Below are 21,421 nucleotides of genomic sequence, written 5' to 3'. Positions count from 1 at the left end.
GCATGCAGCACCCCAAGCACAGCGGCAAGTATCCGCACGGCAAGACCGGCCTGAGCCGCATCTTGCACACCCTGGTCCATTCGCGCGATGGCTTCATCGCGACCTTCCGCGGCGAGGCCGCCTTTCGCCAGCTGCTGCTGCTGCACGCGCTGTTGATCACTGCGGCGTTCGTGCTGGACATCAGTACAACCGAGCGCGCGTTGGTGCTGGCGGTCTGCTTCATCAGCCTGGTGGTGGAACTGCTCAACTCGGCAATCGAGGCCGTGGTTGATCGCATCTCGCTGGAGCAGCACCCGCTGTCGAAGAACGCCAAGGACATGGGCAGCGCCGCACAGACCACCGCGTTGTTGATGGTCGGCGCGGTGTGGGGCGTGATCCTGCTGGGCTAGGCCGGCAATCCTGACAACTTCCTGATAAGGCCGTTTCGATACTGCGCGCACTCCTGTTCCGCGGACCCTGCTCGTGCGTCAATGCCTCCGTTTTCCACGGCCCCATCCGATCATCCTGGTCTGGGCCGCAGCGTTTTTCTTCACCACGATTGGAAACATCGCCCTCTGGAAGTCGCTGTGGGAACTGACCGATCTCAACGGTGTGCGCAGCATCCTGTTCCTGGCCAGCCTGCCGCTGGTGTTGTTCTGCCTGTTCAATCTGCTGCTGACGCCATTGCTGGCACTACCCTTCGTGCGCAAGCCGCTGCTGGCCGTACTCATCGTCACCAGCGCCGCCTGCAGCTATTTCATGCTGCACTACAACGTGCTGATCGATCGCAGCATGGTGCAGAACGTGTTCGAGACCAATCAGGCCGAACTGAACGCCTATCTCTCGCTGCCGCTGCTGTTGACCCTGCTGGCGCTGGGCGCGATGCCCGCTGCAGCGCTTGCCCTGGTGCGCACCGCCAGCGGAGCGGGTTCGATACGGTCGCTGCTGGTGTGGCCGGCCAACGTTCTGGCGTCACTGGTGATGCTGCTGGTGATCGGCTTTGCGTTCTACAAGGACTACTCCTCGCTGCTGCGCAATAACCGCTACATCCGCGACCAGGTACTGCCGTTGAACGTGATGCGCCATACCCACGGTTACCTGAAAAGCCTCCATAGCACCCGCCAGCAACCGCTGCGCCCGATCGGCATGGACGCGCGGCGCATACCCGGCCCGCGCCCGAAGCTGGTGGTCATGGTCGTCGGCGAGACCGCGCGGTCACAGAACTTCCAGCTCAACGGCTACCCACGCGCAACCAATCCCCGGCTCTCACGCACGGAAGGCGTCATCAGCTTCAGTGATGTCTCCTCGTGCGGAACCGCAACGGCCATCTCGGTGCCGTGCATGTTCTCGCAGATGAACCGCCAGCAATACGACAACGTTCGCGCGGCGACCGAGGAGAACGTGCTCGACATCCTGCAGCGTACCGGCGTCAGCGTGCTCTGGCGCAACAACAACAATGGCGGCTGCAAGGGCGTGTGCGAGCGCGTGCCGACCGAGGACATGCCTGCGCTGAAGGTGGCGGGCCAGTGCGTCAACACCGACGGCACCTGCTACGACGACGTGCTGCTGCACCAGCTTGGCACACGCATCGACGCGATCAACGGCGACGGCCTGGTCGTGCTGCATCAGCTGGGCAGCCACGGCCCGACCTACTTCGAGCGCTATCCGGCTGCCTCGCGGGCCTTCAGCCCGACCTGCGACAGCAACCAGATCCAGCATTGCAGCAACGAGGCGCTGGTCAACACCTATGACAACACCCTGGTGCATACCGACCGGGTGCTGGCGGAGACCATCGACCTGCTGCAAGGCTATTCGGACCGGCGCGACGTTGCGCTGATCTATGTGTCCGACCACGGCGAGTCGCTCGGCGAACGCGGCATGTACCTGCATGGCACGCCCTACTTCATCGCCCCGCGCGAACAGACCCAGGTGCCGATGGTGATGTGGTTCTCATCGGACTTCGGCCGCAACGCGGGCCTGGACATGGCCTGCCTGCGTGGGAATGCGCTGCAACGGGCGCACAGCCACGACAACATCTTCCACTCGCTGCTGGGCCTGTTCGGGGTCAGCAGCACGGTGTACCAGCGTAATCTGGATGTGTTTGCCGGATGCCGCCCGTCGGGTTCGCCGGCTGTGGCCGCCACGCCGGCGAAGAAGCGGCACCGGCTGATGCCGGTCACCGCCCGCAACGTGGCGCGCTACTGCGCCGCCAGGGCGAAATCCAGGCCCGCACACACCGCCGCCACCTGGGCGTCGTTGCATTCCTGCGGGTTGGTGCGCGGGCTGTCCGGGTAGACCTCGGTGGTGGTGGCAAAGCGTGCGTCGGTGAAGCCGGCGCAGGCGCCGATCGAACGCGACTCGCCCCAGACCACGCCCGGCGACTGCAGCGGCAGGCCGACCAGGTTGCCGTCGGCATCGGCCGGGGCGATGTGGGTGATGGGCGCCACTGCGGCAATCAGGGCCTTCTGGAACTCGGCCTGCGGATCTTCGCTGTTGCCGATCACATAGAAGCCATCGGGAATCGTGTCGCGCTCGAACGGCTTGCCGTCGCGGGCACAACGCGCCGGATCGAACTCCTGCAGGTCGCTGTCGGTGGTCTCGTGCAGGTCCAGGTGCACCAGCAGGTTCGGCTTGCGCTCGGCCACCCAGGCCATCAGGGTGGCGGCTTCCACGATCTGGCCGCCGTCACGGAAGCTGCGGTTGGGGTCGATGGCGTCCGGGTTCCAGCGCTGGATGCGCTCATAGCCCCACGGGCTGACGCACGGCGCCACGATCAGGTTCAGCCGGCCCAGGTAACGCTCGGCCTGCTGTTCCAGGAACTGCAGGGCACCGTGCACGCCGCTGGTTTCGTAGCCATGCACGCCGCCGGTGATCAGCGCGGTCGGCAGCGCCGGGTTCCAGTCGTGGTTGACCACGGCGAACAGCGGGTAATGGTCCGGTGCATAGTCCAGCTGGCCGTACTGGATCACGTCGAAAACGCTGTCGTCCAGGCGCTCAAGGGCGGCCACCACGTCATCGTGGTAGCTGCGCTGGCGCTGCTGGCGGGCCCGCCACTGTGCGCGTTCCGCGTCGCCCCAGGGCTGTCCGGGGGTGCCGATCGGGTAGAACTGCGCAACAGTCATGGGGGTACTCCAGGGGTCGAACGGGTGGATGCAGCCGGACATTCTAAGCCTTGTCGCGCCTGCGGGTACCGCCACCCAGGCCCCGCCTTCATCCAGCCGGGGTCATCTGGTTGTAAAATCAACGGTTTTTGGCCCCTCACCCCTTGATGGCGAACGCAGCGCAGCCGGTCCTGGGTGGACCGGAGTTCCTCCGCCTGCTCGCCCGTCTCAGCGACGGCGCGATGCCGGCCAGCAGTCCCGCCCTGACCGATCGCCTCGGCCAGTGGGTGGACTGGAGCCGTGCCGTGGCCCTGTCCGGCGCGTTGGGCGGACGCCTGCCCGAGCCCGGCGAAGCTGCCGAGGGGGCCGAGGATGTACTGGCCGACTGCGCCCAGGCCCATGCCAGCCTGCTGGCCTCGATCCGCGAGGACGCCGAGGCCGAGCGCCTGCTGGACCTGGCCGAGGCCGCTGCCGCACCCAACTTCGCTTCGCTGCGCCAGCGCTACCGGGTGCTGCAGCAGGCCATCCAGACCGCCACCGGGCGCCTGCGCGGCCGCCTGCGCGACCAGCTGGTACAGGTCTCGCCGGAGCTGGCGCGACTGGCCGAGGTTGATGCGGTGATGGAACAGACACTCACCCCGCGCGAGCACAGCCTGCTGGCCACCGCGCCGGCGGTGCTCGGCGCCCGTTTTGAACGCGTGCATGGCCAGCCCGGCTGGCGCGCGGCCTTCCGCCATGACATGCGCACGCTGCTGCTCGCCGAGCTGCAGCTGCGCTTCCACCCGATCGAAGGGCTGCAAGACGCCCTGCGCTCCCACTGACCGGAACACCATGTCCAGAACTGCTCTCCATGTCGTTGTTTTCCTTGTCGGCCTGCTGGCCGTGTGCTGGATCGGCATTGGCTACGTTTCGGTGCATCCGCTGGGTGCAGCGGTGGCGGCGATCATTGCGGCCTGCTACATCGCCGGCGGCGTGGAGCTGTACCGCTACCGCCAGGCCAGCAACGGCCTGCGCGCCGCACTGAACGACCTGTCCAGCGCAAAGGACGGCCTGGCCCCCTGGCTGGAGCGCGTGCCGATGGGCCTGCGCAACGCCGTGCGCCTGCGCGTGGAAGGCGAGCGCACCGCCCTGCCCGCACCGGTGCTGACCCCGTACCTGGTCGGCCTGCTGGTGCTGCTGGGCATGCTCGGTACCCTGCTGGGCATGATGGACACGCTGCGTGGCACCGGCCTGGCCCTGCAGAGCGCGACCGACATGGCCGCGATCCGCGGCTCGCTGGCCTCGCCCGTGCAGGGCCTGGCGGTGGCATTCGGCACCTCGATCGCCGGTGTGGCCAGCTCGGCCATGCTCGGCCTGCTGGCGGCGCTGCTGCGTCGTGACCGTCTGCTGGCCGTGCAGCAGCTGGACCGGGCCATTTCCAGCGACCTGCATCCGTACTCGCAGGCCTGGCAGCGCGCCGAATCGCTGCGCCTGCTGCAGGCACAGTCCGCCGCGCTGCCGGCGCTGGTCGACCGCCTGCAGGCGATGACCAGCACCTTTGAACAGCACAGTGCGGCCGCCAATGAGCGCCTGCTGGCTGGCCAGGCCGAGTTCCTGACCCAGAGCCAAGCGCTGCAGGAACGCCTGGCCCTGTCGCTGCAGCAGTCGCTGCGCGAAGGTGCCGAAGCCAGTGCCGCGGCCATCGGTGGCGCGCTGCAGCCGATGGCTGAAACCACCCTGGCCGGTCTGGCTCACCATGGCGAAGCGTTGCATGCCCGTGTCGAGCGCGCCGTGCAACAGCAGCTGGCGGGCCTGAGCGACGGTTTCGAACGCAGCCGGGTCGCCACCGAAGCCAGCTGGGCCAAGGTGGTGAGTGAACAGACCCAGGCACAGCAGGCGCTGGTGAGTGATCTGCGCCAGCACCTGCAGGCCTTCAGCGATGGCCAGGGCACGCATGCCGAAGCGTTGATCGCGCGCATCTGCGAGCGCCTGCAGGCCGATGCACAGAGCAATGCAGACGCCTTGCGTGCCGCCGCCGAGCAGCAGCAGGCCCTCAACAGCGCGCTGGTCGAGCGCCAGCAGCAGGCGTTGATCGCCGCCAGCGAACATCTGGATGCGCGTGCGCAGGCGCTGCTGCAGGCACTGGAACAGCAGCACAGCGCCAACCAGTCACTGCTGCAGGATCATGAAGCGCAGCGCTCGCAGCAGTGGCAGGCCGCGCAGGCCGCCGCCGCGACTGCGCACGCCGAACTGCAGGCCAGCCTGGACAGCCGCGAGCAGCAGCGCCAAGCGCGCTGGGACGCGGTCAGCGCCGAGTTGCAGCAGGCCCACGCCGCCCTGCAGGCGCAACTGCAGGCTGGCGACGAACAGCGCCTGCAGCGCTGGAGTGATGCCCTGCAGCACGTTTCCACCGAGCTGGCCGAGCGCCTGCAGGCCAATGGCGAACGCCTGGCTGCACAGCAGCAACAGGTCTGCGACACGCTGGCGGCGACCGCACAGCAGATCGGCGAGAACGGTCGCGCGCAGGCCAGCGCCACGCTGGCCGAAGTGTCCACCCTGCTGCAGACCGCGGCAGCGGCACCGAAAGCTGCTGCCGACGTCATCAACGAGCTGCGCAGCACGCTCTCTGAAAGCCTGGTGCGTGACAACGCGATGCTGGAAGAGCGCGGTCGCCTGCTGGCCACCGTGCAGACCCTGCTGGATGCAATCAACCACGCATCGCACGAACAGCGCACCGCGGTGGACGCACTGGTTGGCGGTTCGGCCGAGCTGCTGGAGCGTGTCGGCAACCGCTTTACCGACCATATCGCGGCCGAGACCGGCAAGCTGGATGGCATTGCGGCAGCACTCACCGGCAGCGCGGGTGACGTCGGCCAGCTGGCCGGCGCCTTCGGTGAAGCGGTCGCGCAGTTCGGCAGTGCCGCCACCGCGCTTTCCGGCCGCCTGGAACAGATCGGTGGCGCACTGGATGCCTCGCTGGCCCGTAGCGATGAGCAGCTGGCATATTACGTGGCGCAGGCGCGCGAGGTGGTCGACCTCAGCCTGCTGTCGCAGAAGCAGGTGATGGAAGAACTGCAGCAGCTGGCCACGCGCCGCGGCAAGGCCGGTAGCGCATGAGCGACGAGCTGGAGGTCGATGGCGGCTCGCACGCACCGATCTGGGCCGCCTTCGGCGACCTGATGTCGGTGCTGCTGGGTGCGTTCGTGCTGATCCTGGTGGGTGTGGTCGCGGTGCAGCTGGAGCTGTCGCAGCGGCTGGACCAGGAAATGAAGCAGCGCCAGGCCGAAGCCAAGCGCCTGCAGACCCTGGAACAGGCGCTGGCCGGCCCACTGGCCGCCGGTCGCGTGACCCTGGTCGATGGCCGCATCGGCATCAGCGGCAGCGTGCTGTTCGCACTGAACTCGGACCAGCTGCAGCCGGAAGGCCAGGAGCTGCTGCGCAGTCTGGCCGCACCGCTGGCCGCCTATCTGGGCAGCCGCGAAGAGATCCTGATGGTCAGCGGCTTTACCGATGATGCGCCGGTGCGCGAAGGCAACCGCCGCTTCGCCGACAACTGGGAGCTGTCCGCGCAGCGTTCGCTGACCGTGACCCGCACCCTGATCGCCGATGGCGTACCGGCTGACGCCGTGTTCGCCGCCGCGTTCGGCAGCGAGCAGCCGGTCAGTTCCAACGCCAATGAGGAAGGCCGCGCGCGCAACCGTCGCGTGGAGATCGCGCCGATTCCCAAGCCCAAGGCCCCGGATGCCAAGTAAGCCGCCCGCGCTGGAAGGCCTGCGCGCATTGGTGCGTGACCTCAATGCGGGGTCGCGCTCGCTGCCGTATTACCCACAAGTGCCGATGCTGCAGCAGGTGCAGCGCGAGTGGTCGGAGCTGCGCAGCGAACTGCAGGTGCGCCGCTCGCTGCGCGCCGAGGCCCCGGCCGATGGCGGCCCGCTGAACTCGGCGGTACTGGTGCAACGCATGCTCGACACGATGCAGGCCACCAGCCCCGGCTACCTGCGCCACTTCATCGACTATGTGGACACCTTGTCCTGGCTGCAGGCGCTGCAGGATGGCGCCGCCAGCGGCGGTGAGACCGCAAGGCCGAAACGGACACGAAAGCCGCGCAGCGCGGGTTGAACACATTACGCCGACCTCGTTCGGCGCCCCTTGGACACGACAATCCTGATCCACGCTGCTGGTTACGCCAACATTGCTTGGCGCTTATCGACTCCCAGCAGCGCTGCTGTCCAATCGCTACCGCGAGCCAACCACGTCAATGGTTGACCAACTTGAACAGCTTGGGGCGACTGCCATTGACGTCGAATGACGAATTCCACAGTGTCTGACTGCCCTCATTGCACACGAATTCAATCTCAACAAATGCAGCCTTCAGTAGAAGCCAGACTTCTCAAGCTCCGCGCGAATCTCAACGAAGCCGAGATGTACCTTGGCCCTCCACTTGGACGTTCTGACGTCGACGCGCTCCAGAGCTTGGTGCTTTCTACGCTAGGTATCACCCTGCCGGAGTCCTATCTGGGCTTTCTTTCACGCCACGATGGCTTGGCAGCAGCGGGAGTCTTCCTCTACTCGAGCACTTCACGCTCATACCGCGATGGCGGGTCAGCGCTTGCTTTGGTGGAAATGAACCTTCTCGCTTGCGACCAGGGATCCATGGGCGGCTATGTAGAACTCGGAGAGAGCGATATGGATTGCTACGTCTTTGAATTCGCAACAGGGCGGTACCAGGTCCGTGACAAAGTAGCGTTCGATAATGTCTACGAAGAATTCACTTCATTAGATGGCCTACTCTGTCACATCATCGGTTTGATCGAACAGCATTGCTGAACAAACAGATTCAAGAATGCCCATGCCACGCCGGGTTGGCATTCACAGCTACACCGGCTGCCTTCTGAATCAGCCGAGTCATGGGTTCGGCTCTGAGGACCTCAGCCGCGCAGGGTGGCGCCGCCGTCCACGTACAGGTCGCTCATCGCTACGTGCCCGGCCTGCTCGGAGAGCAGGAACATCACCGAATGGGCGATATCCTCCGGGGTGGCGAGCTTGCGCAGTGGGATGCCGGCCTTGTAGGTCTCCAGGTTGCCGGCGATCACCCGTTCGGCGCCGTGCTCGTCCTGCCACATGCCGGTCTGCATCGGGGTCAGCGTCGAGCCCGGGGCGACGATGTTGCAGCGGATGCCCAACGGCGCCAGCTCCAGCCCGAGGCAGCGGGTGAACATCGTGGCGGCGGCCTTGGATGCCGCATAGGCGGCCATGCCATGCCTTGGCACACCGGCTGCATTCGAGCTGACGGTAACTATCGCGCCCTGCCCGCGCGGCGACATCACCCGCGCCAGGGCACGCCCGACATGGAACACCCCGTCGGTGTTCACCGCGAACACCCGGCGCCAGTCGTCATCGCCGGTCTCGGTCACGCCGCCCACATGCAGCACACCGGCTACGCTGGCGGCCAGCATGATCGGCCCGATGCTGGACTCGACCTGATCCACCAGGCCGTCCACGGCGGCACTGTCGGTCACGTCGAGCGCAAAGGTGTGCACACGCACATCGGCCGTAACAGGCGCCTCGCGATCGGTCGCCACTACGGTGCAACCGGCCTCGGCCAGCAACCGCACCAGTGTCTCGCCGATGCCACCGGCAGCGCCGGTCACCAACGCCACGCGGCCTTTGAAACCGGTCAACTGCATGTTGCGATCTCCTGTTGTTCGTCCCATTGGCGCAAGCGTGCCGACAACCACGGCGCCAGCTGCGCCACTGCATCGCGTCCGGTCAGCTCTGCGTGCAGGAATGGCAGTTCCAACGACTGCACCCTGCGCGCGTGTGCCCGCCACAACGCCGACCGCAACTGTGGCCGCGCCTGGTGATCTCGACCGGCACGCACATGCACCAGCGTGCCATCGAACGGCCGGTGGATATGTTCACGGATCAGTCGATTGGTGCCGGTCACGGCGCGCACCACGCCATCCAGCACGACATCCGGCAGGCTACCCAGCGCACTGCCGCCACGACGCAGGAACGCGAGAATGCGTTCCCGGCTGTCCAGTTCCGGATGCGCATCCGGGTCATGACCGGCAATCGCCAGCAGTGCCCGCAATGCGGCGATGGCATCGGGCTCCGGCTCGGCCCGCCAGCACTCGCTGGGATAGGCGTCCAGCAGTACGAGTTCGCCGACCTCGCGCCCGATCTCATGCAGTCGCACCGCCATCGCCTGGGCGAGGATGCCACCCACCGACCAGCCCAGCAGATGCACCGCCCCCGTCGGCTGCAATGCGACCACACGCTGTACGTAGTCGTTGACCATCGCCTCGATACTGCTCGGCAGCGGCTGCCGCGCGTCCAGTGCCGGCGACTGCAGGCCATATACCGGGCGTGCCGGCTGCAGTGCCCGGGCCAGGGCGCGGTAGTTCCAGGCGATGCCGCCGGCCGGGTGCAGCACGAACAGCGGCGTAGGCCCGGCAGCGTCGGTCGCGGCCAGCGCGATCACCGGCCCCAGTGCGTGATCGGCCAGCGCCGGCGGCTCGGCAATACGAACCGCCAGCGCGGCCACGGTGGGCTGGGCAAACAAGGCCCCCAGACCGAGATCGCAGCGCCAGCGCTGTTCGATCGCCAGCAGCAGGTGCACCGCCGACAGTGAGTCACCGCCGAGACTGAAGAAATCCGCATCCACCGCCACCGGCGCTTCTCGCCCCAGTGCCTGGGCAAACAGCGACGCCAGCTCCTGTTCCAACGGCGTGCGCGGCGCCAGCCCGGCGATCTCCTGCCGCGGTGGTACGGGCAGCGCGTTGCGATCCAACTTGCCGTTGGCGGTCACCGGCCAGTGATCCACGCCAACGAAGGCGGACGGCACCATGTAATCCGGCACGCGTGTGGCCAGATGACTGCGCAGCATGCTGGCGTCGGCCAGTGCCGACGGCACATAGGCTACCAGCCGGGCATCGCCGGGTGCGTCGTGGCGCAGGAGCACTTCCACCCGCTCCATGCCCGGCAGTTCGCGCAAAGCCGCCTCGATCTCGCCCAACTCGATGCGCAGGCCGCGCAGTTTCACCTGATGGTCGCTGCGGCCCAGGTACTCCACCGCGCCATCGCTGCGCCAGCGCGCTATGTCGCCGGTGCGGTAGATGCGCTCGCCCGCCAGGAAAGGATCGGCAAGGAAGCGTTCGGCAGTCAGGTCCTCGCGACCGAGATAGCCACGCGCCAGCTGCGCACCGCCCAGATAAAGATCACCGGCCACACCGACCGGCACCGGCTGCATCCGCGCGTCCAGCACGTAAAGGCGGGTATTCCAGACCGGGAAGCCGATCGGCACCGGCCGCGATCGATCCTGCGCCGACGCCGGCCAGTAGCTGACGTCCACCGCGGCTTCGGTCGGGCCGTACAGGTTGTGCAGCTCGGCGTGCATGCGCGCGTGGAAGCGGTCGCGCAACGCGGCGTCCAGCGCCTCGCCACTGGTGAATACCCGTCGCAGCTGCAGGCCTTCGGAGGCCGGTGCAGCGAGGAAGGCATCGAGCATCGACGGCACGAAATGCGCCGTGGTGATGCCATGCCCGCGGATCAGCCGCGCCAGTTCGGTGGGGTCGCGATGCGCATCGGGCCCGGCAACCACCAGCGTGGCCCCGCACAGCAACGGCAGGAAGAACTCCCAGACCGAGACATCGAAGGTGGCCGGGGTTTTCTGCAGCACGCGGTCATCGGCGCGGATGCCGTAGTGCTCGCGCATCCACAGCAGGCGGTTGACGATGGCACGGTGTTCGACGACCACGCCCTTCGGTTCCCCGGTCGAACCGGACGTATAGATCACATAGGCCGCATCGCTGGGCGCCGGATCGGACCACGGCGCGGCGAAGCTCAGCGCGGTCCACTGCTCCGGCGCGAGCACCGGTACGCCGGCCGTGCGCGCCGAAATCTCCGCCGCAGCCAGAACGCACACCGGCTGCGCCGAGGCGAAGATGCGCGCCAGCCGCTCATCGGGATGGGCAAGGTCCAACGGAAGATAGGCCGCGCCTGCACGCAGCACCGCGACCAGCGCGATCACCAGCTCCAGCGAGCGCGGCAATGCCACCGCCACCACGCTGCCTGGGCCGACATCCATTGCACGCAGCTGTGCCGCCAGCGCGAAGCTGCGCGCTTCCAGCGTTGCGTAGTCCAGCGTAGTGTCGCCGAACACCAGTGCCGGCGCGTGCGGGTCCCGATCCATGCCCTGCTGCAGCAATTCAACCAAGGTGGTCTCAGGAAGCGCGTGCGCGGTGGCGTTGAAACCCTGCAGCAGCTGCTGCGCCTCCGCGGGCGTCGCCAGGGGCACGGCGGCGATATCGTCAGCCTGCAGCGCCGCCGACACGAAATGCAGCAGCCTCACCGCGTGCGCCTCGACATCCTCGCGACTGTACAGCGCGGGATTGGCCTCGATCTCCAGATCCAGCAGGCGCTGGCCATCGCCACGGAAACCCAGCGCCAGGTCATCCACCGGCCCGGTGCACAGCACCTCCAGCGCCGCCTGCACGCCAGTCAGCGCCAGCGGCCTGTAGAACGGCTGCACATTCACCAGCGGGCCGTGCAGGCGCTGCTGCGTGCCGACCAGGCCCAGGTCCCGGCGCAGCTGCTCGCCCCGGTAGCGGCCGTGCCTGCGGCCTTGACTGAGCTGGCGACCCAGGCCCCGGGCAAAGGCCTCGACGCTGCCCTCGCCGGCCGCCACGCGCAGCGGCAACACATTCATCACCATCGCCGGCACCCGCGCCGACGCGTTGCCCAGCCGCCCCATGTAGGGCACGCCCAGCACCACTTCATCGGCGCCACTCATCCGCCGCAGGTACTCGGCCGCCAGCGCGACCAGCACATCCGGCCAGGGCTGCAGCCAACGCACCGAAGCCTGCAGCAACAGCTCACGGAATGCCGCATCGAGCGGCTGCACCCAGCGCAGCGCGTCGTCACTGGCCGCGAGCGTGCCGGCCAGGCCTGCGCCTGCCGGTGCGCCCTGCATGTGCTCACGCCACCACTGCCCGGCCTGCACGCGGCGCGGATCGGCACGAAACGCGGCATCATCGGCCAGCACGCCCGCCAGCCCCGGCAGTGACTCACCGGTACGACCGGCATACAACGCGCACACCCGATCAGTGAACAGCGCCATGCCGTAGCCATCGGCCGCCAGATGATGCACGCGCAGGTACCAGACCCAGCGCAGGCCACCCAGATCGAACAGCACCTGCTGGCTGATCCGGTCCCGGGTGGGATCGACCGCGCTCAGCCGGTCGGCGTGCATCAGGTTGCGTGCCGCAGCGGCGGGATCCGCCTCGGCAGACACATCGCGTACCGAAAGCAACGGCACGTGTACCGGGTCATGCCACTGCAGCGGCTGGCCATCGGCACCTTCGGCAAAGCGCAATGCGAAAGCCTCGGCCTCGCGCGCAGCCTGGTCTGCGGCTGCGACGAACGCGTCCACGTCCAGCGGGCCGTCGATCCATACCGCGTGCGCGGTATTGAATGACGGATTGTCCGGTGCCAGCCGCTGTGCGAACCACAGCCCCGCCTGGGCCTCGGTCAACGCCACCGGCGTGGCCAGCGCTGCGGCGTTCATGCGTTCTGCGCGGCCTGCAGTTGCTGCACCACACCCCACCACTGGCGCAGCGTGGTGTGCTCGGCCAACTGCGAGAACTCCAGCGGCAGGCCAGTGTTGCCCCAGGCCAGGACCAGGCCGAGCATGCGCATTGAATCCAGGTCCAGGTCGATCAGGTTGTCGTCGTCACCGATCTCGGCCGGCGTGCACTCCAGCACGCGCGCCACGTCGGCGCGCATCCGCTCCAGATCCAGCGCCTCACCCATGGCAGCCATCACAGCACCTCCAGCAGCTGATCGGTGGTCATCGGCACACCACAGGTGCGCGCGATCCAGTGCAGCGCCTGATCGTGATCGGCACGCGAGAAGTCCGCCACCGCATCAGCGGCGATGAAGGCCTCGATATCACGCTGGAAGGCATCGACCACGGTCGCGGTGCAGCCGATATGGGCGTACACGCCGGTCACCAGCAACTGGTCGCGCCCACGCACCCGCATCAGCGTCTCCAGGTTGCTGCGCTGGAATGCGCTGTAGCGGTGCTTCACCAGCACGTGCTCGCCCGGTTGCGGTGCCAGCGCCTCGATGATCGGCTCATGGTCGGCGCTGCGACGCATGCCCGGCCCCCACAGGTCGGCCTGCAGGCCACGGTCGCGACGGTCCTGGTCACCATGCTGGGCGGTGTAGAACACCGGAATGCCCTGCGCACGGCAATGCGCCAGCAGGCGCACGATGTTGTCCACCGCAGGCCGCAAGGGCGTACTGCCGGCGTCGAACGCGGCCAGGAAGTAACGCTGCATGTCATGCACCAGCAGCGCGACACGATCGCGCCGGGGACGCCACGGTCCGCGCGCCTGCGGTAGCTCAGCGGCGGTCGGCAAGGGGTAATCGGTGATACGGGGCAGCGCCATCAGCGCGTTCCTCCTGTCTGTTGCAGATGACGCGCACGCAGCTGCGCACGCAGTTCGCGGCGGCTGATCTTGCCGACCGCAGTGGTATCGAAGCTGTCGACGAACACGACCTGATCGGGCACCTTGAACGCCGCCAGGCCGCGCCCGCGCATCCAGGCCTTCAGTGCCGGCGCCTTGAACGGTTCGCCCTGCGCGATCACAAAGGCGCAGCTGCGCTCACCCAGATACTCATCGGGAATGGAGACCACGGCGGCATCAAACACGCCGGGGTGCGCCAGCAGATGATCTTCGATCTCTTCGGCGGAGATTTTCTCCCCGGCACGGTTGATGTGGTCACCGGCGCGGCCCTGCACCACCAGGTAGCCTCCGGGCAGCTGCTGCACACGGTCGCCGGTGCGATAGAAGCCGTCGTCGGTGAACGAGCGCGCATTGGCCACCGCATCGTTGTGGTAGCCACGGATGGTGTACGGGCCACGGGTGAGCAGATGCCCCACCTCGCCTTCGGCCACCGGCTGGTCATGGTCATCGACCACGCGCACTTCGTCGTCCGGACTGATCGGCCGGCCCTGGCAGGCCACGATCAGGTCCTCCGGATCATCCAGCCGTGTGTAGTTGACCAGGCCTTCGGCCATGCCGAACACCTGCTGCAGCGTGCAGCCAAGGCCGTCGATCACCCGCCGTGCGGCTTCCGGCACCAGTTTGGCGCCGCCCACCTGCAGTACCCGCAGGCTCGACAGGTCATGCTTGCCGGTAGCGGCGGCCTGCGCCCACAGCAGCGCCAGCGGCGGCACCAGGCCGCAGCAGGTCACCTTTTCGCGGGCGATCAGCGGGAATGCGGCCTCCGGCCCGGGGCCGGGGCTGAGCACCACGCGGGCACCAGCGTACAACGCGCCGAAGAAGCCCGGCGAGCTCATCGGGAAATTGTGCGCGGCCGGCAGCGCGACCAGGTAGACGCTGTCGCGGTCGATGCCGCAGATTTCATTGCTGGCACGGAATGAATAGATGTAGTCGTCGTGCGTGCGTGGAATCAGCTTGGACAGCCCGGTGCTCCCACCGGAAATCTGCAGGAACGCCACAGACTGCGGGTCCGGATCGGCCGGCAACCGGCTGCGATCGCCCTGCAGTGCCTCCAGCCCAATGAACTCCGCCGCATCGCCGTCGATCACTACATGGCGAACCGCCGGCACGTCGGCCTGCAGCGCCCGCGCCAGTCCGCGATGGTCGAAGCCATCATGCAGCCCGGTGGTGATGTAGGCACTGGCTTCGGCCTTGCTGGCGAAGTGCACCAGCTCGGTGATGCGGTGTGCCGGCAACGCGTACACCGGCACCAGTCCGGCGCGGAACAGGCCACAGACCGTTGTGACGAAGCCTGCCGTGTTGCCCAGCTGCACCAGCACCCGCTCCCCTGGCTGCAGGCCGAGCGTCAGCAGGCCGGCACCGATCCGCCCGGCCTCGTGCCACAGCTGCGCATAGCTCAGGCGCACGTCGCCGGCGACCACCGCAATGTCATCGGCATAGCGTTCTGCACGTTCGCGCAGGAACCCCGGGAAGGTCTCGCCACGCCAATGCCCAGCCTCGCGATAGCGTGCCATCAGGTCATCCGGCCACACCTGCTGCAGTGCCAGGCGGGAAGCGTCAGTGGAGGTAGTCATGCGGCAGGCTCGATCGCAGGCGCGGATTCATGGACACCCAGCGCATTCAGCAGGGCGGCGAACTTCGCAGCGGTCTCGGCCACCTCGGCCTCGGGCTGCGAGTCGGCAACGATGCCGGCGCCGGCGAACAGGCGCAGCTGCATTCCCTGCAGGCGTGCGCAGCGGATTGCCACATACCAGTCGCCGTCCCCCTGCGCGTCCAACCAGCCCACGGCGCCGGCATAGAAGCCGCGCGGCACCGGTTCCAGCTCGCGGATGCGCTGCAGCGCCGCCAACCGCGGCGTACCGCAGACGGCCGGCGTGGGGTGCAGCTGCGCCAGCAGCTCGGCGGCCGACGTGTGCGGATCCTTCAGCGTGGCATGGATGCGTGTGCCCAGATGCCACATGCTGGCGGTGGCATGCAGCGCCGGCCGCGGCTGTGCATCGATGTGGCTGCAATACGGCGCCAGACCCTCGACGATCGCCTCGACCACATGACGGTGCTCGTCATGGTCCTTGGTCGAGGCCAGCAGGTCCTGCGCGGCGCGCTCGTCCTCGGCGGCATCGGCGCTGCGCCGCGCAGACCCCGCCAGCGGGTGCGACAACAGCTCGGCGCCACGCTTGCGCAGGAGCAGTTCCGGGGTCGCGCCCACCAGCCACGCTGGCGCCTGACCCACTTCCACCGGCAGCGGAACCGCATAGGTCGCCACCGAAGGATCCGCGCCCAGCCGTGCCAGCAGCACGTCCGGAGACAGCGCCCGGTGGGTGCGTGCCACCAGGCTGCGCGCCAGCACCACCTTCTGAAGGTCCAGTTCGGGCGCGCGCAGTGCCTGCACCGCCGCAGCCACCGACGCCGCGTACGCCTGCGCCGAAGGCTCGGCCTGCAGGGCACCCTCCAGCGCTGGCGCGGCCTGTGGCTGTAGTGCCAGCGCTGGCAGCAGGCGCTCGGGCTGGTACAACACGTCGTCGGCACGGGGTTCGAATGGGACTGCGCCGACCAGCAGGCCCGGGCCGCCGCGCTGCTGGGCAAAGAACACCGAAACGCGTTCCGCCAATGTCGCCAGCGCACCGGCCGGCAGCGTGGCGCGGCAACCGCGTGCGTGCACGTGCTGGCCAGCGTGCTGCAGCAGGAACAGCGTTGCGTCGTCGCTGCTCTCCTGCGGCGCTGGCGCAGCCTCCGGCCACGCGCCCTGCATCAGGGAATCGTTCATGGGGTCTCCTTCGTCCGATGCACTGCGGCCAGCGCGCACAGCAACAGCAGCAACGCGCCGACCAGGAGGTATGGCAGGCTGGGCCCGCCGCGATACACCAGCGTGCCGAGCATCGGCCCGGCGACCATGCCCAGTCCCTGCGCGGCAGCGACAGTACCGGCGGCGGCGCCCTGCTCGTGCGCCTCCACCGCGTCGGCGGCCAACGCCTGGAACGAAGGGAATACGAAGCCCATGCCGAATGCAGCCAGTGCGTAGGCCGCAGGCAGTTGCCAGGCCTGCTGCACGCCCGCCACCGAAGCAAAGCCGATGCCTGAGATCACGGCGCCGAGGACGATCCAGCGCCGCGGATGAACCTCCAGCTTCATCACCAGCGCCTGCGCCAGGATCAGGCCAACGCCGACCGCCGTCAGCGCGATGCCGGCCATGCGCGCACCGGCCGCCGCATCCAGGCCCAGGCGATCAATCGCGAAGAAGCCAACCGTGACCTGCGCGATGGTCACGGAAACCATGGCGATGAACGCCGCCAGCTGCGGCAGGCGCAGGCGCGGGTCGAGGCGGCTCATCGGCGCGCGGCGCTGGGCGGAAACGCCCATTACAGGCGGTGTGGCCGGCAGTCGCCAGGCCAGCAGCGCCAACGCCAGCAGTGGCAACAGTGCGGCCACGTACAGCGCCAGCGACAGGTTCGTATAGGCCAGCCAACCCGCGGCAGCCGGGCCCAGCACCATGCCCAATGCGTTGGCGCTGCCCAGGCGGGCGAGGAACTTCGCACGCTGCCCGGTCGGTGCCTTGTCGGCGATCAGCGCAGCTGCGGCAGGAGGCACCGCTGCGTAGAACAGGCCGATCAGGCCGCGCGCAGCGACCAGCACCAGCACTGACACCAGCACCGGCGGCACCGCCTGCAGGGCCACGTCGATGAACACCGCCAGCGCGATGTAGACCACGGTGTAGGCACTCATCGCCAGCATCAGCACGCGCTTGCGGCCGATGCGGTCGCTGAGCTGGCCCCAAGGGCGCGCGGCCAGCATCCACAACACGCCTGCGGCGGTGACTGACAGCCCGGCATGCCACTCGGACAAACCGAGCATGCGGACCACCGGGCCGATCACGGCGACGAAGGACATCATCGCCATGGTGCCAATCAGGGCAGCCAACACCAGCGCCGGCAAGCCGGGAACGACGGGACGTGCGTGCATGAAACACCAGCCGTAACAGGAAAGGATTGGCCGGGCGCGCCTGCGCGCCCCACCCGGCACCGACCCTGCTCAGGGCCAGATGCCACCCTCAAATGATAACGTCTCGTATTTGCATTTGATACCCATTCTCTTGAATGGGCGCGCAACACTGGGTTCAGCGCATTGCACGCAGGCCGAGCAGGCCACGGCGCTTGAACCACCACTCCAGGGGCAGCGTCACCAGCGGCGGGATCGCTGCCAGCAGGGCCAGGGCACTGGCCCACCACGGCCAACGCAGGCGCACGGCAGCAAACAGGGTGACTGCCACATAGACCAGGAAGGCCACGCCGTGCAGCGGCCCGAACAGCTTCACCAGCGCCACGTTGGCCATCGGGCCGTACTTCATCCACATGCCGATGAGCAGGCCGGCCCAGGTCACGGCCTCGATGAAAGCGACCGCAGCGAACAGGCGTCCGGTCGGGTGCATGGGGGAACGTTGGGTCACGTGGGGCTCCGGCATCGGGGTATCAAATGCGAATGATACGCAGATGCACGCTGCATGTAGAGTCGAGCCGTGCTCGACTGCTTCTGCCTCGGCCACTGCAGGAAACACTCAGCAGTTCAGCGGGCGCAGCGGCGAGAGCGTGTCCACCAAGGTGGACACCTACCCGGGCATATCCGGCAGAACCTGCTCCCCGATCTCGCGCAGCACGTCATCCATCGTCCGCCCGTTATCGATCAGGTTGAACATCACGTGCGCCACGCCCTGCGCATGCACGCGCAGCAGATACTCACGCAGGCCATCGCGGCCGACCTTCAGGCCCAGCGGCAGCGGCTCGGGCGGCGCCTGCGGATCTGCCTGCAGGTCCAGCAGCATCGACTGCACGAACGGCTTGCCTGGCCCGCCGCGCTGCGCCAGCGCCTGCTGCCACAGGCCGATGCGCCCTTCCTGCGCGGCCTCTTCGCGGTGATAGGTGGCCCAGCCTTCGGCCTCACGCGCTATCCACTGCAGGCTCTGCCGCGCGGTACCCACCACCAGCATCGGAATGCGGGTTGCCGGCGCTGGCAGCACGTCGAAGCCACCCGTGGCCTGCAATACGGCGGTGCGCTCATCGGCGGCCGGTGACAGCGCCGCCCGCAACAACGTCCAACGCTCACGGAAGGTCGCCGCCCTGCCCTCCAGATCCCCGCCGAATGCGGCGAACTCTTCCGGGCGGTCACCCGAACCCAGGCCCAGTACGAAGCGTCCGCCGCTGATCCGGTCCAGGCTCAACGCCGACTTCGCCACCTGCAGCGGCTGGCGCAATGGCAGCACGATGGCCGCGCTGCCGATCACGATACGCTCGGTCGCAGCGGCCAGCATGCCCAGCCACAGGAACGGGTCATCCAGCGCGCTCGCTACCGCGTCCGGACCCTGCGGCACCATCAACGGCACGTCGCGCGCCCACAACGCGGCGAAACCAAGATCGTCGGCCAACCGCGCGATGCGCCGCGCCTGATGCGGATCGGCCAGCCCCTGCGACGCCACCGGCGTCATCAGGCCCAGGCTCAAGCCCTGCCCTGGAAACAACGCAGCGTACGCGGGATTGAAATCACTCATGCCTGCAGCTTAGCGTGCAGGCACGGGGCAGCGATGACGCGCAGCCCGCCACGGGAAGAACACTGCATGCCGAACATCCGCCCTGCCCGCGTCGATGACCTGCCCGCGATCAGCGCGGTGTGCCTGGCCGCGTTCACTGCGGCGGTGGCGCCCTCGCTCAGCGCAACCGGCATCGCCACGTTCGGCAATGTCGCCGCCGCCGATGCGTTCGGTGAACGCCTGCACGGCGACAACCATATCCTGGTGGCCGAGCAGGACGGCCGTATCGTCGGCGTGGTCGAGCTGAAGGAAGGTCGCCACCTGGCGATGCTGTTCGTCGATCCCGGCTGCCAGGGACAGGGCATCGGCCATGCACTGTTCGAGGCGGTGCTGACTCAGGTACGCGAGCCGGCCCTGACCGTACGCGCATCGCTCAACGCTGTGCCGACCTATCTGCGCTATGGCTTCGTGATTGACGGTGAGGCCGGCGAGTTCAACGGGCTGGTCTACCAGCAGATGGTGCGGGCAGCCGCCTGAAGGCACGGGCCCCGGCCAATGCCCGGGGCGTCATGCCCCGGCGCATGTCCGTCATGAGCAAACTGAATCAGCGGGTTCCCTGCGCGTTCCTACAATGCCTTGTCACCCTGCCCTTCGAGATCCTGCCGATGCGCGTCGCGCTTTCCGTGTTGCTGCTGGCTTCGGCGCTGAGTGCCTGCGCCCCGGCCCCGGTTTCCACCGCCAACTCCGCCGAGGCACCTGCGCCGGCCAAGGGAATCGCGTGGCGCCAGGGTGACGTCGATGATGCCTTCGCCGAAGCCGCAGACAGCGGCAAGCCGGTGCTGCTGTACTGGGGCGCGGTCTGGTGCCCGCCGTGCAACCAGCTCAAGGCCGGCCTGTTCAAGGACCCGGCCTTCATCGCCTTGACCGGCAAGTTCGTGCCGGTCTACCTGGATGGCGACGAGGAAGGTGCGCAGGCCTGGGGCGAACGCTTCGGGGTGCGCGGCTACCCGACCCTGATCGTGCTGGACCCACAGCGCAACGAACTTACACGCGTGGCCGGTGGCAACGACGCCGCCGAACTGACCCGGGCATTGACCGTCGCCGCCGGGCGCCGCAGTGCAATCGCTGCCACTCTGGCCACCGCCCTGGCCACGCCGGAGAAGTTGGCTGCAGAAGACTGGCAGGTACTGGGCGACTACGGCTGGGAAGTCGACGCCAACCGTCTGGCTGGCGGGCGCAGGGGCCAGGATGTACTGCGCCAGCTGTCCAAGGCCGCACCCGACGCAGCGCTGCAACGCCGCTTCGCCCTGCTGGCCTTGGCCACCGCCGACACGCCCGCCAGCTCGCCTACCGAAGTACGCGAGCTGCTGCAGGCCGTGCTGGCGCAGCCGGCCGAAGTCCGCCGCAACCGTGAGTTGCTGGGCTATGCAGGCGCACAGTTGGTCCAGCAGGCCAGCGTCGGCCCGGCCACCCGCAACACGCTGGGGCAGCAGCTGTTGGTCGCGCTGGAGCGCGCAGATGCCGAGCGCGGCGACCGCGCCGACGACGCATTGTCGCGCGCACTGACGGAAGTATCGCTGGCCCGCCAGCAGCAGCCGAAGGGCGCACTGCCCGCGCCGCTGGTTGATCGGGTCAAGCAGCGCGTGGCCGCGGCCGATGCCACCGCCACTGATGCGCATGCACGCCAGGCCACGATCAGCAGCGCGGTCTACGCACTGCGCCAGGTCGGTGACGACGCCGGTGCCGAGGCGTTGTTGCTGGCGGAGCTGAAGCGCAGCGAGCAGCCCTACTACTACATGCCCGAGCTGGCCGAACTGGCCGAGCAGCGCGGCGACACTGCCGGTGCGCTGGAGTGGTTGAAGCGTGCCTACGACGGTGCGCAGGGCCCGGCCACCCGCGTGCAATGGGGCGTGCTGTACGTGGAAGGGTTGCTGAAGCTGGCGCCGAACGACGCGCCGCGCATCGAGCAGGCCACCGCCTCGCTGATCGCCGAACTGGAGGCGCAGCCGTCGGGTTACCACCAGCGCACCCGCCAGCGTTTCGAGCGGCTGGCCGGGCAGCTGAAGGCGTGGAGCGGGAAGCACCAGGGTGCCGAGACGCTGGCGCGGTTGCAGCAGAGGATGCAGCAGGCGTGCGGTGAACAGGTGGATGGCGCGTGCAAGGACTGGTTGAGTTGAGTTGATGAAAACGCGGGCGGCTGGTTCGTCTGCCGGCGCTTTTGTTGATATCGGTTGTGGCGGGGGAAGGGGCTGGCCGGGACACGCCGCAAACCCATCCTTGGGGGCTCGATGGCGCCATCCATGGCGCCAACGGTC

Annotated in this window: 19 protein-coding genes; 9 read left to right on the top strand and 10 right to left on the bottom strand. The window is 68.0% G+C overall.

Annotated features, from left to right (window positions below; all coding sequences use genetic code 11):
* The first annotated feature begins 2 nt into the window (after nt 1–2).
* Nucleotides 3–389 carry a diacylglycerol kinase gene (locus tag ABGA94_RS15625; protein WP_065196148.1) on the top strand — a complete coding sequence of 129 codons (387 nt, stop codon included), beginning with the start codon at nt 3–5 and terminating at the stop codon, nt 387–389.
* A gap of 73 nt (nt 390–462) precedes the next feature.
* The gene (locus ABGA94_RS15620) at nt 463–2,274 is read left to right on the top strand and encodes a phosphoethanolamine transferase (protein WP_375367741.1); all 1,812 of its coding nucleotides are present in this window, start codon (nt 463–465) and stop codon (nt 2,272–2,274) included.
* Here ABGA94_RS15620 and ABGA94_RS15615 read toward each other — a convergent pair.
* On the bottom strand, nt 2,178–3,101 hold the full coding sequence (locus ABGA94_RS15615) for a M14 family metallocarboxypeptidase (protein WP_111129138.1): 924 nt from the start codon (nt 3,099–3,101) through the stop codon (nt 2,178–2,180). The genes ABGA94_RS15620 and ABGA94_RS15615 overlap by 97 nt on opposite strands.
* Nucleotides 3,102–3,247: 146 nt before the next feature.
* On the opposite strand from ABGA94_RS15615, the gene ABGA94_RS15610 reads away from it, so the two are divergent.
* The 5 genes from ABGA94_RS15610 to ABGA94_RS15590 all read left to right on the top strand — a co-directional run bounded on the left by ABGA94_RS15610 (nt 3,248) and on the right by ABGA94_RS15590 (nt 7,886).
* On the top strand, nt 3,248–3,901 hold the full coding sequence (locus ABGA94_RS15610; RefSeq protein WP_005416902.1) for a DUF3348 family protein: 654 nt from the start codon (nt 3,248–3,250) through the stop codon (nt 3,899–3,901).
* Nucleotides 3,902–3,911: 10 nt separating this feature from the next.
* Complete coding sequence (locus tag ABGA94_RS15605) at nt 3,912–6,176, top strand: DUF802 domain-containing protein (RefSeq protein ID WP_375367740.1); 2,265 nt, start codon at nt 3,912–3,914, stop codon at nt 6,174–6,176.
* The gene (locus tag ABGA94_RS15600) at nt 6,173–6,811 is read left to right on the top strand and encodes an OmpA family protein (RefSeq protein ID WP_111129142.1); all 639 of its coding nucleotides are present in this window, start codon (nt 6,173–6,175) and stop codon (nt 6,809–6,811) included. The genes ABGA94_RS15605 and ABGA94_RS15600 overlap by 4 nt, the downstream gene beginning before the upstream one ends.
* Nucleotides 6,801–7,178, top strand: a complete 378-nt coding sequence (locus ABGA94_RS15595; RefSeq protein WP_111129144.1) for a DUF2894 domain-containing protein — start codon at nt 6,801–6,803, stop codon at nt 7,176–7,178. Before ABGA94_RS15600 ends, ABGA94_RS15595 begins: the two co-directional genes overlap by 11 nt.
* A gap of 186 nt (nt 7,179–7,364) precedes the next feature.
* On the top strand, nt 7,365–7,886 hold the full coding sequence (locus ABGA94_RS15590) for a YrhA family protein (protein ID WP_240431618.1): 522 nt from the start codon (nt 7,365–7,367) through the stop codon (nt 7,884–7,886).
* 101 nt (nt 7,887–7,987) lie between these two features.
* Here the strand turns inward: ABGA94_RS15590 and ABGA94_RS15585 are convergent, their stop codons facing one another.
* The 9 genes from ABGA94_RS15585 to ABGA94_RS15545 all read right to left on the bottom strand — a co-directional run bounded on the left by ABGA94_RS15585 (nt 7,988) and on the right by ABGA94_RS15545 (nt 19,127).
* Nucleotides 7,988–8,746, bottom strand: a complete 759-nt coding sequence (locus ABGA94_RS15585; RefSeq protein ID WP_095377098.1) for a 2,3-dihydro-2,3-dihydroxybenzoate dehydrogenase — start codon at nt 8,744–8,746, stop codon at nt 7,988–7,990.
* Complete coding sequence (locus ABGA94_RS15580) at nt 8,737–12,627, bottom strand: non-ribosomal peptide synthetase (RefSeq protein WP_111129149.1); 3,891 nt, start codon at nt 12,625–12,627, stop codon at nt 8,737–8,739. Before ABGA94_RS15580 ends, ABGA94_RS15585 begins: the two co-directional genes overlap by 10 nt.
* Nucleotides 12,624–12,881 (bottom strand): phosphopantetheine-binding protein, encoded by a 258-nt coding sequence (locus ABGA94_RS15575; RefSeq protein ID WP_019659922.1) that lies wholly within the window; start codon nt 12,879–12,881, stop codon nt 12,624–12,626. The genes ABGA94_RS15580 and ABGA94_RS15575 overlap by 4 nt, the downstream gene beginning before the upstream one ends.
* Nucleotides 12,881–13,513 (bottom strand): isochorismatase family protein, encoded by a 633-nt coding sequence (locus tag ABGA94_RS15570; RefSeq protein WP_005416909.1) that lies wholly within the window; start codon nt 13,511–13,513, stop codon nt 12,881–12,883. The genes ABGA94_RS15575 and ABGA94_RS15570 overlap by 1 nt, the downstream gene beginning before the upstream one ends.
* A complete protein-coding gene (locus ABGA94_RS15565) occupies nt 13,513–15,165 on the bottom strand; it encodes a (2,3-dihydroxybenzoyl)adenylate synthase (protein ID WP_375367735.1) in 1,653 nt (550 codons plus the stop codon). The genes ABGA94_RS15570 and ABGA94_RS15565 overlap by 1 nt, the downstream gene beginning before the upstream one ends.
* A complete protein-coding gene (locus ABGA94_RS15560) occupies nt 15,162–16,355 on the bottom strand; it encodes an isochorismate synthase MenF (RefSeq protein WP_375367733.1) in 1,194 nt (397 codons plus the stop codon). The genes ABGA94_RS15565 and ABGA94_RS15560 overlap by 4 nt, the downstream gene beginning before the upstream one ends.
* Nucleotides 16,352–17,548: an MFS transporter gene (locus ABGA94_RS15555; protein ID WP_134956237.1), complete on the bottom strand. Its 1,197-nt coding sequence runs from the start codon at nt 17,546–17,548 to the stop codon at nt 16,352–16,354. The genes ABGA94_RS15560 and ABGA94_RS15555 overlap by 4 nt, the downstream gene beginning before the upstream one ends.
* A 154-nt stretch (nt 17,549–17,702) precedes the next feature.
* Nucleotides 17,703–18,014 carry a DUF3817 domain-containing protein gene (locus ABGA94_RS15550; RefSeq protein ID WP_032129991.1) on the bottom strand — a complete coding sequence of 104 codons (312 nt, stop codon included), beginning with the start codon at nt 18,012–18,014 and terminating at the stop codon, nt 17,703–17,705.
* Nucleotides 18,015–18,191: 177 nt separating this feature from the next.
* Nucleotides 18,192–19,127, bottom strand: a complete 936-nt coding sequence (locus tag ABGA94_RS15545) for a TIGR03571 family LLM class oxidoreductase (protein ID WP_375367730.1) — start codon at nt 19,125–19,127, stop codon at nt 18,192–18,194.
* A gap of 66 nt (nt 19,128–19,193) precedes the next feature.
* On the opposite strand from ABGA94_RS15545, the gene ABGA94_RS15540 reads away from it, so the two are divergent.
* Both ABGA94_RS15540 and ABGA94_RS15535 read left to right on the top strand, forming a co-directional pair.
* Nucleotides 19,194–19,643, top strand: coding sequence for a GNAT family N-acetyltransferase (locus ABGA94_RS15540; RefSeq protein ID WP_375367726.1), 450 nt, complete (start codon nt 19,194–19,196; stop codon nt 19,641–19,643).
* A 128-nt stretch (nt 19,644–19,771) separates the two neighbouring features.
* Nucleotides 19,772–21,283, top strand: coding sequence for a thioredoxin family protein (locus ABGA94_RS15535; protein ID WP_375367767.1), 1,512 nt, complete (start codon nt 19,772–19,774; stop codon nt 21,281–21,283).
* Nucleotides 21,284–21,421 lie beyond the last annotated feature (138 nt).

This window comes from Stenotrophomonas sp. 3diitr2024, from assembly GCF_042136455.1.
GTDB classification, from domain to species: Bacteria; Pseudomonadota; Gammaproteobacteria; order Xanthomonadales; family Xanthomonadaceae; genus Stenotrophomonas; species Stenotrophomonas sepilia.
The sequence above is the reverse complement of the archived record's forward strand: the minus strand, read 5'-3'. Positions and strand labels throughout refer to the sequence as shown.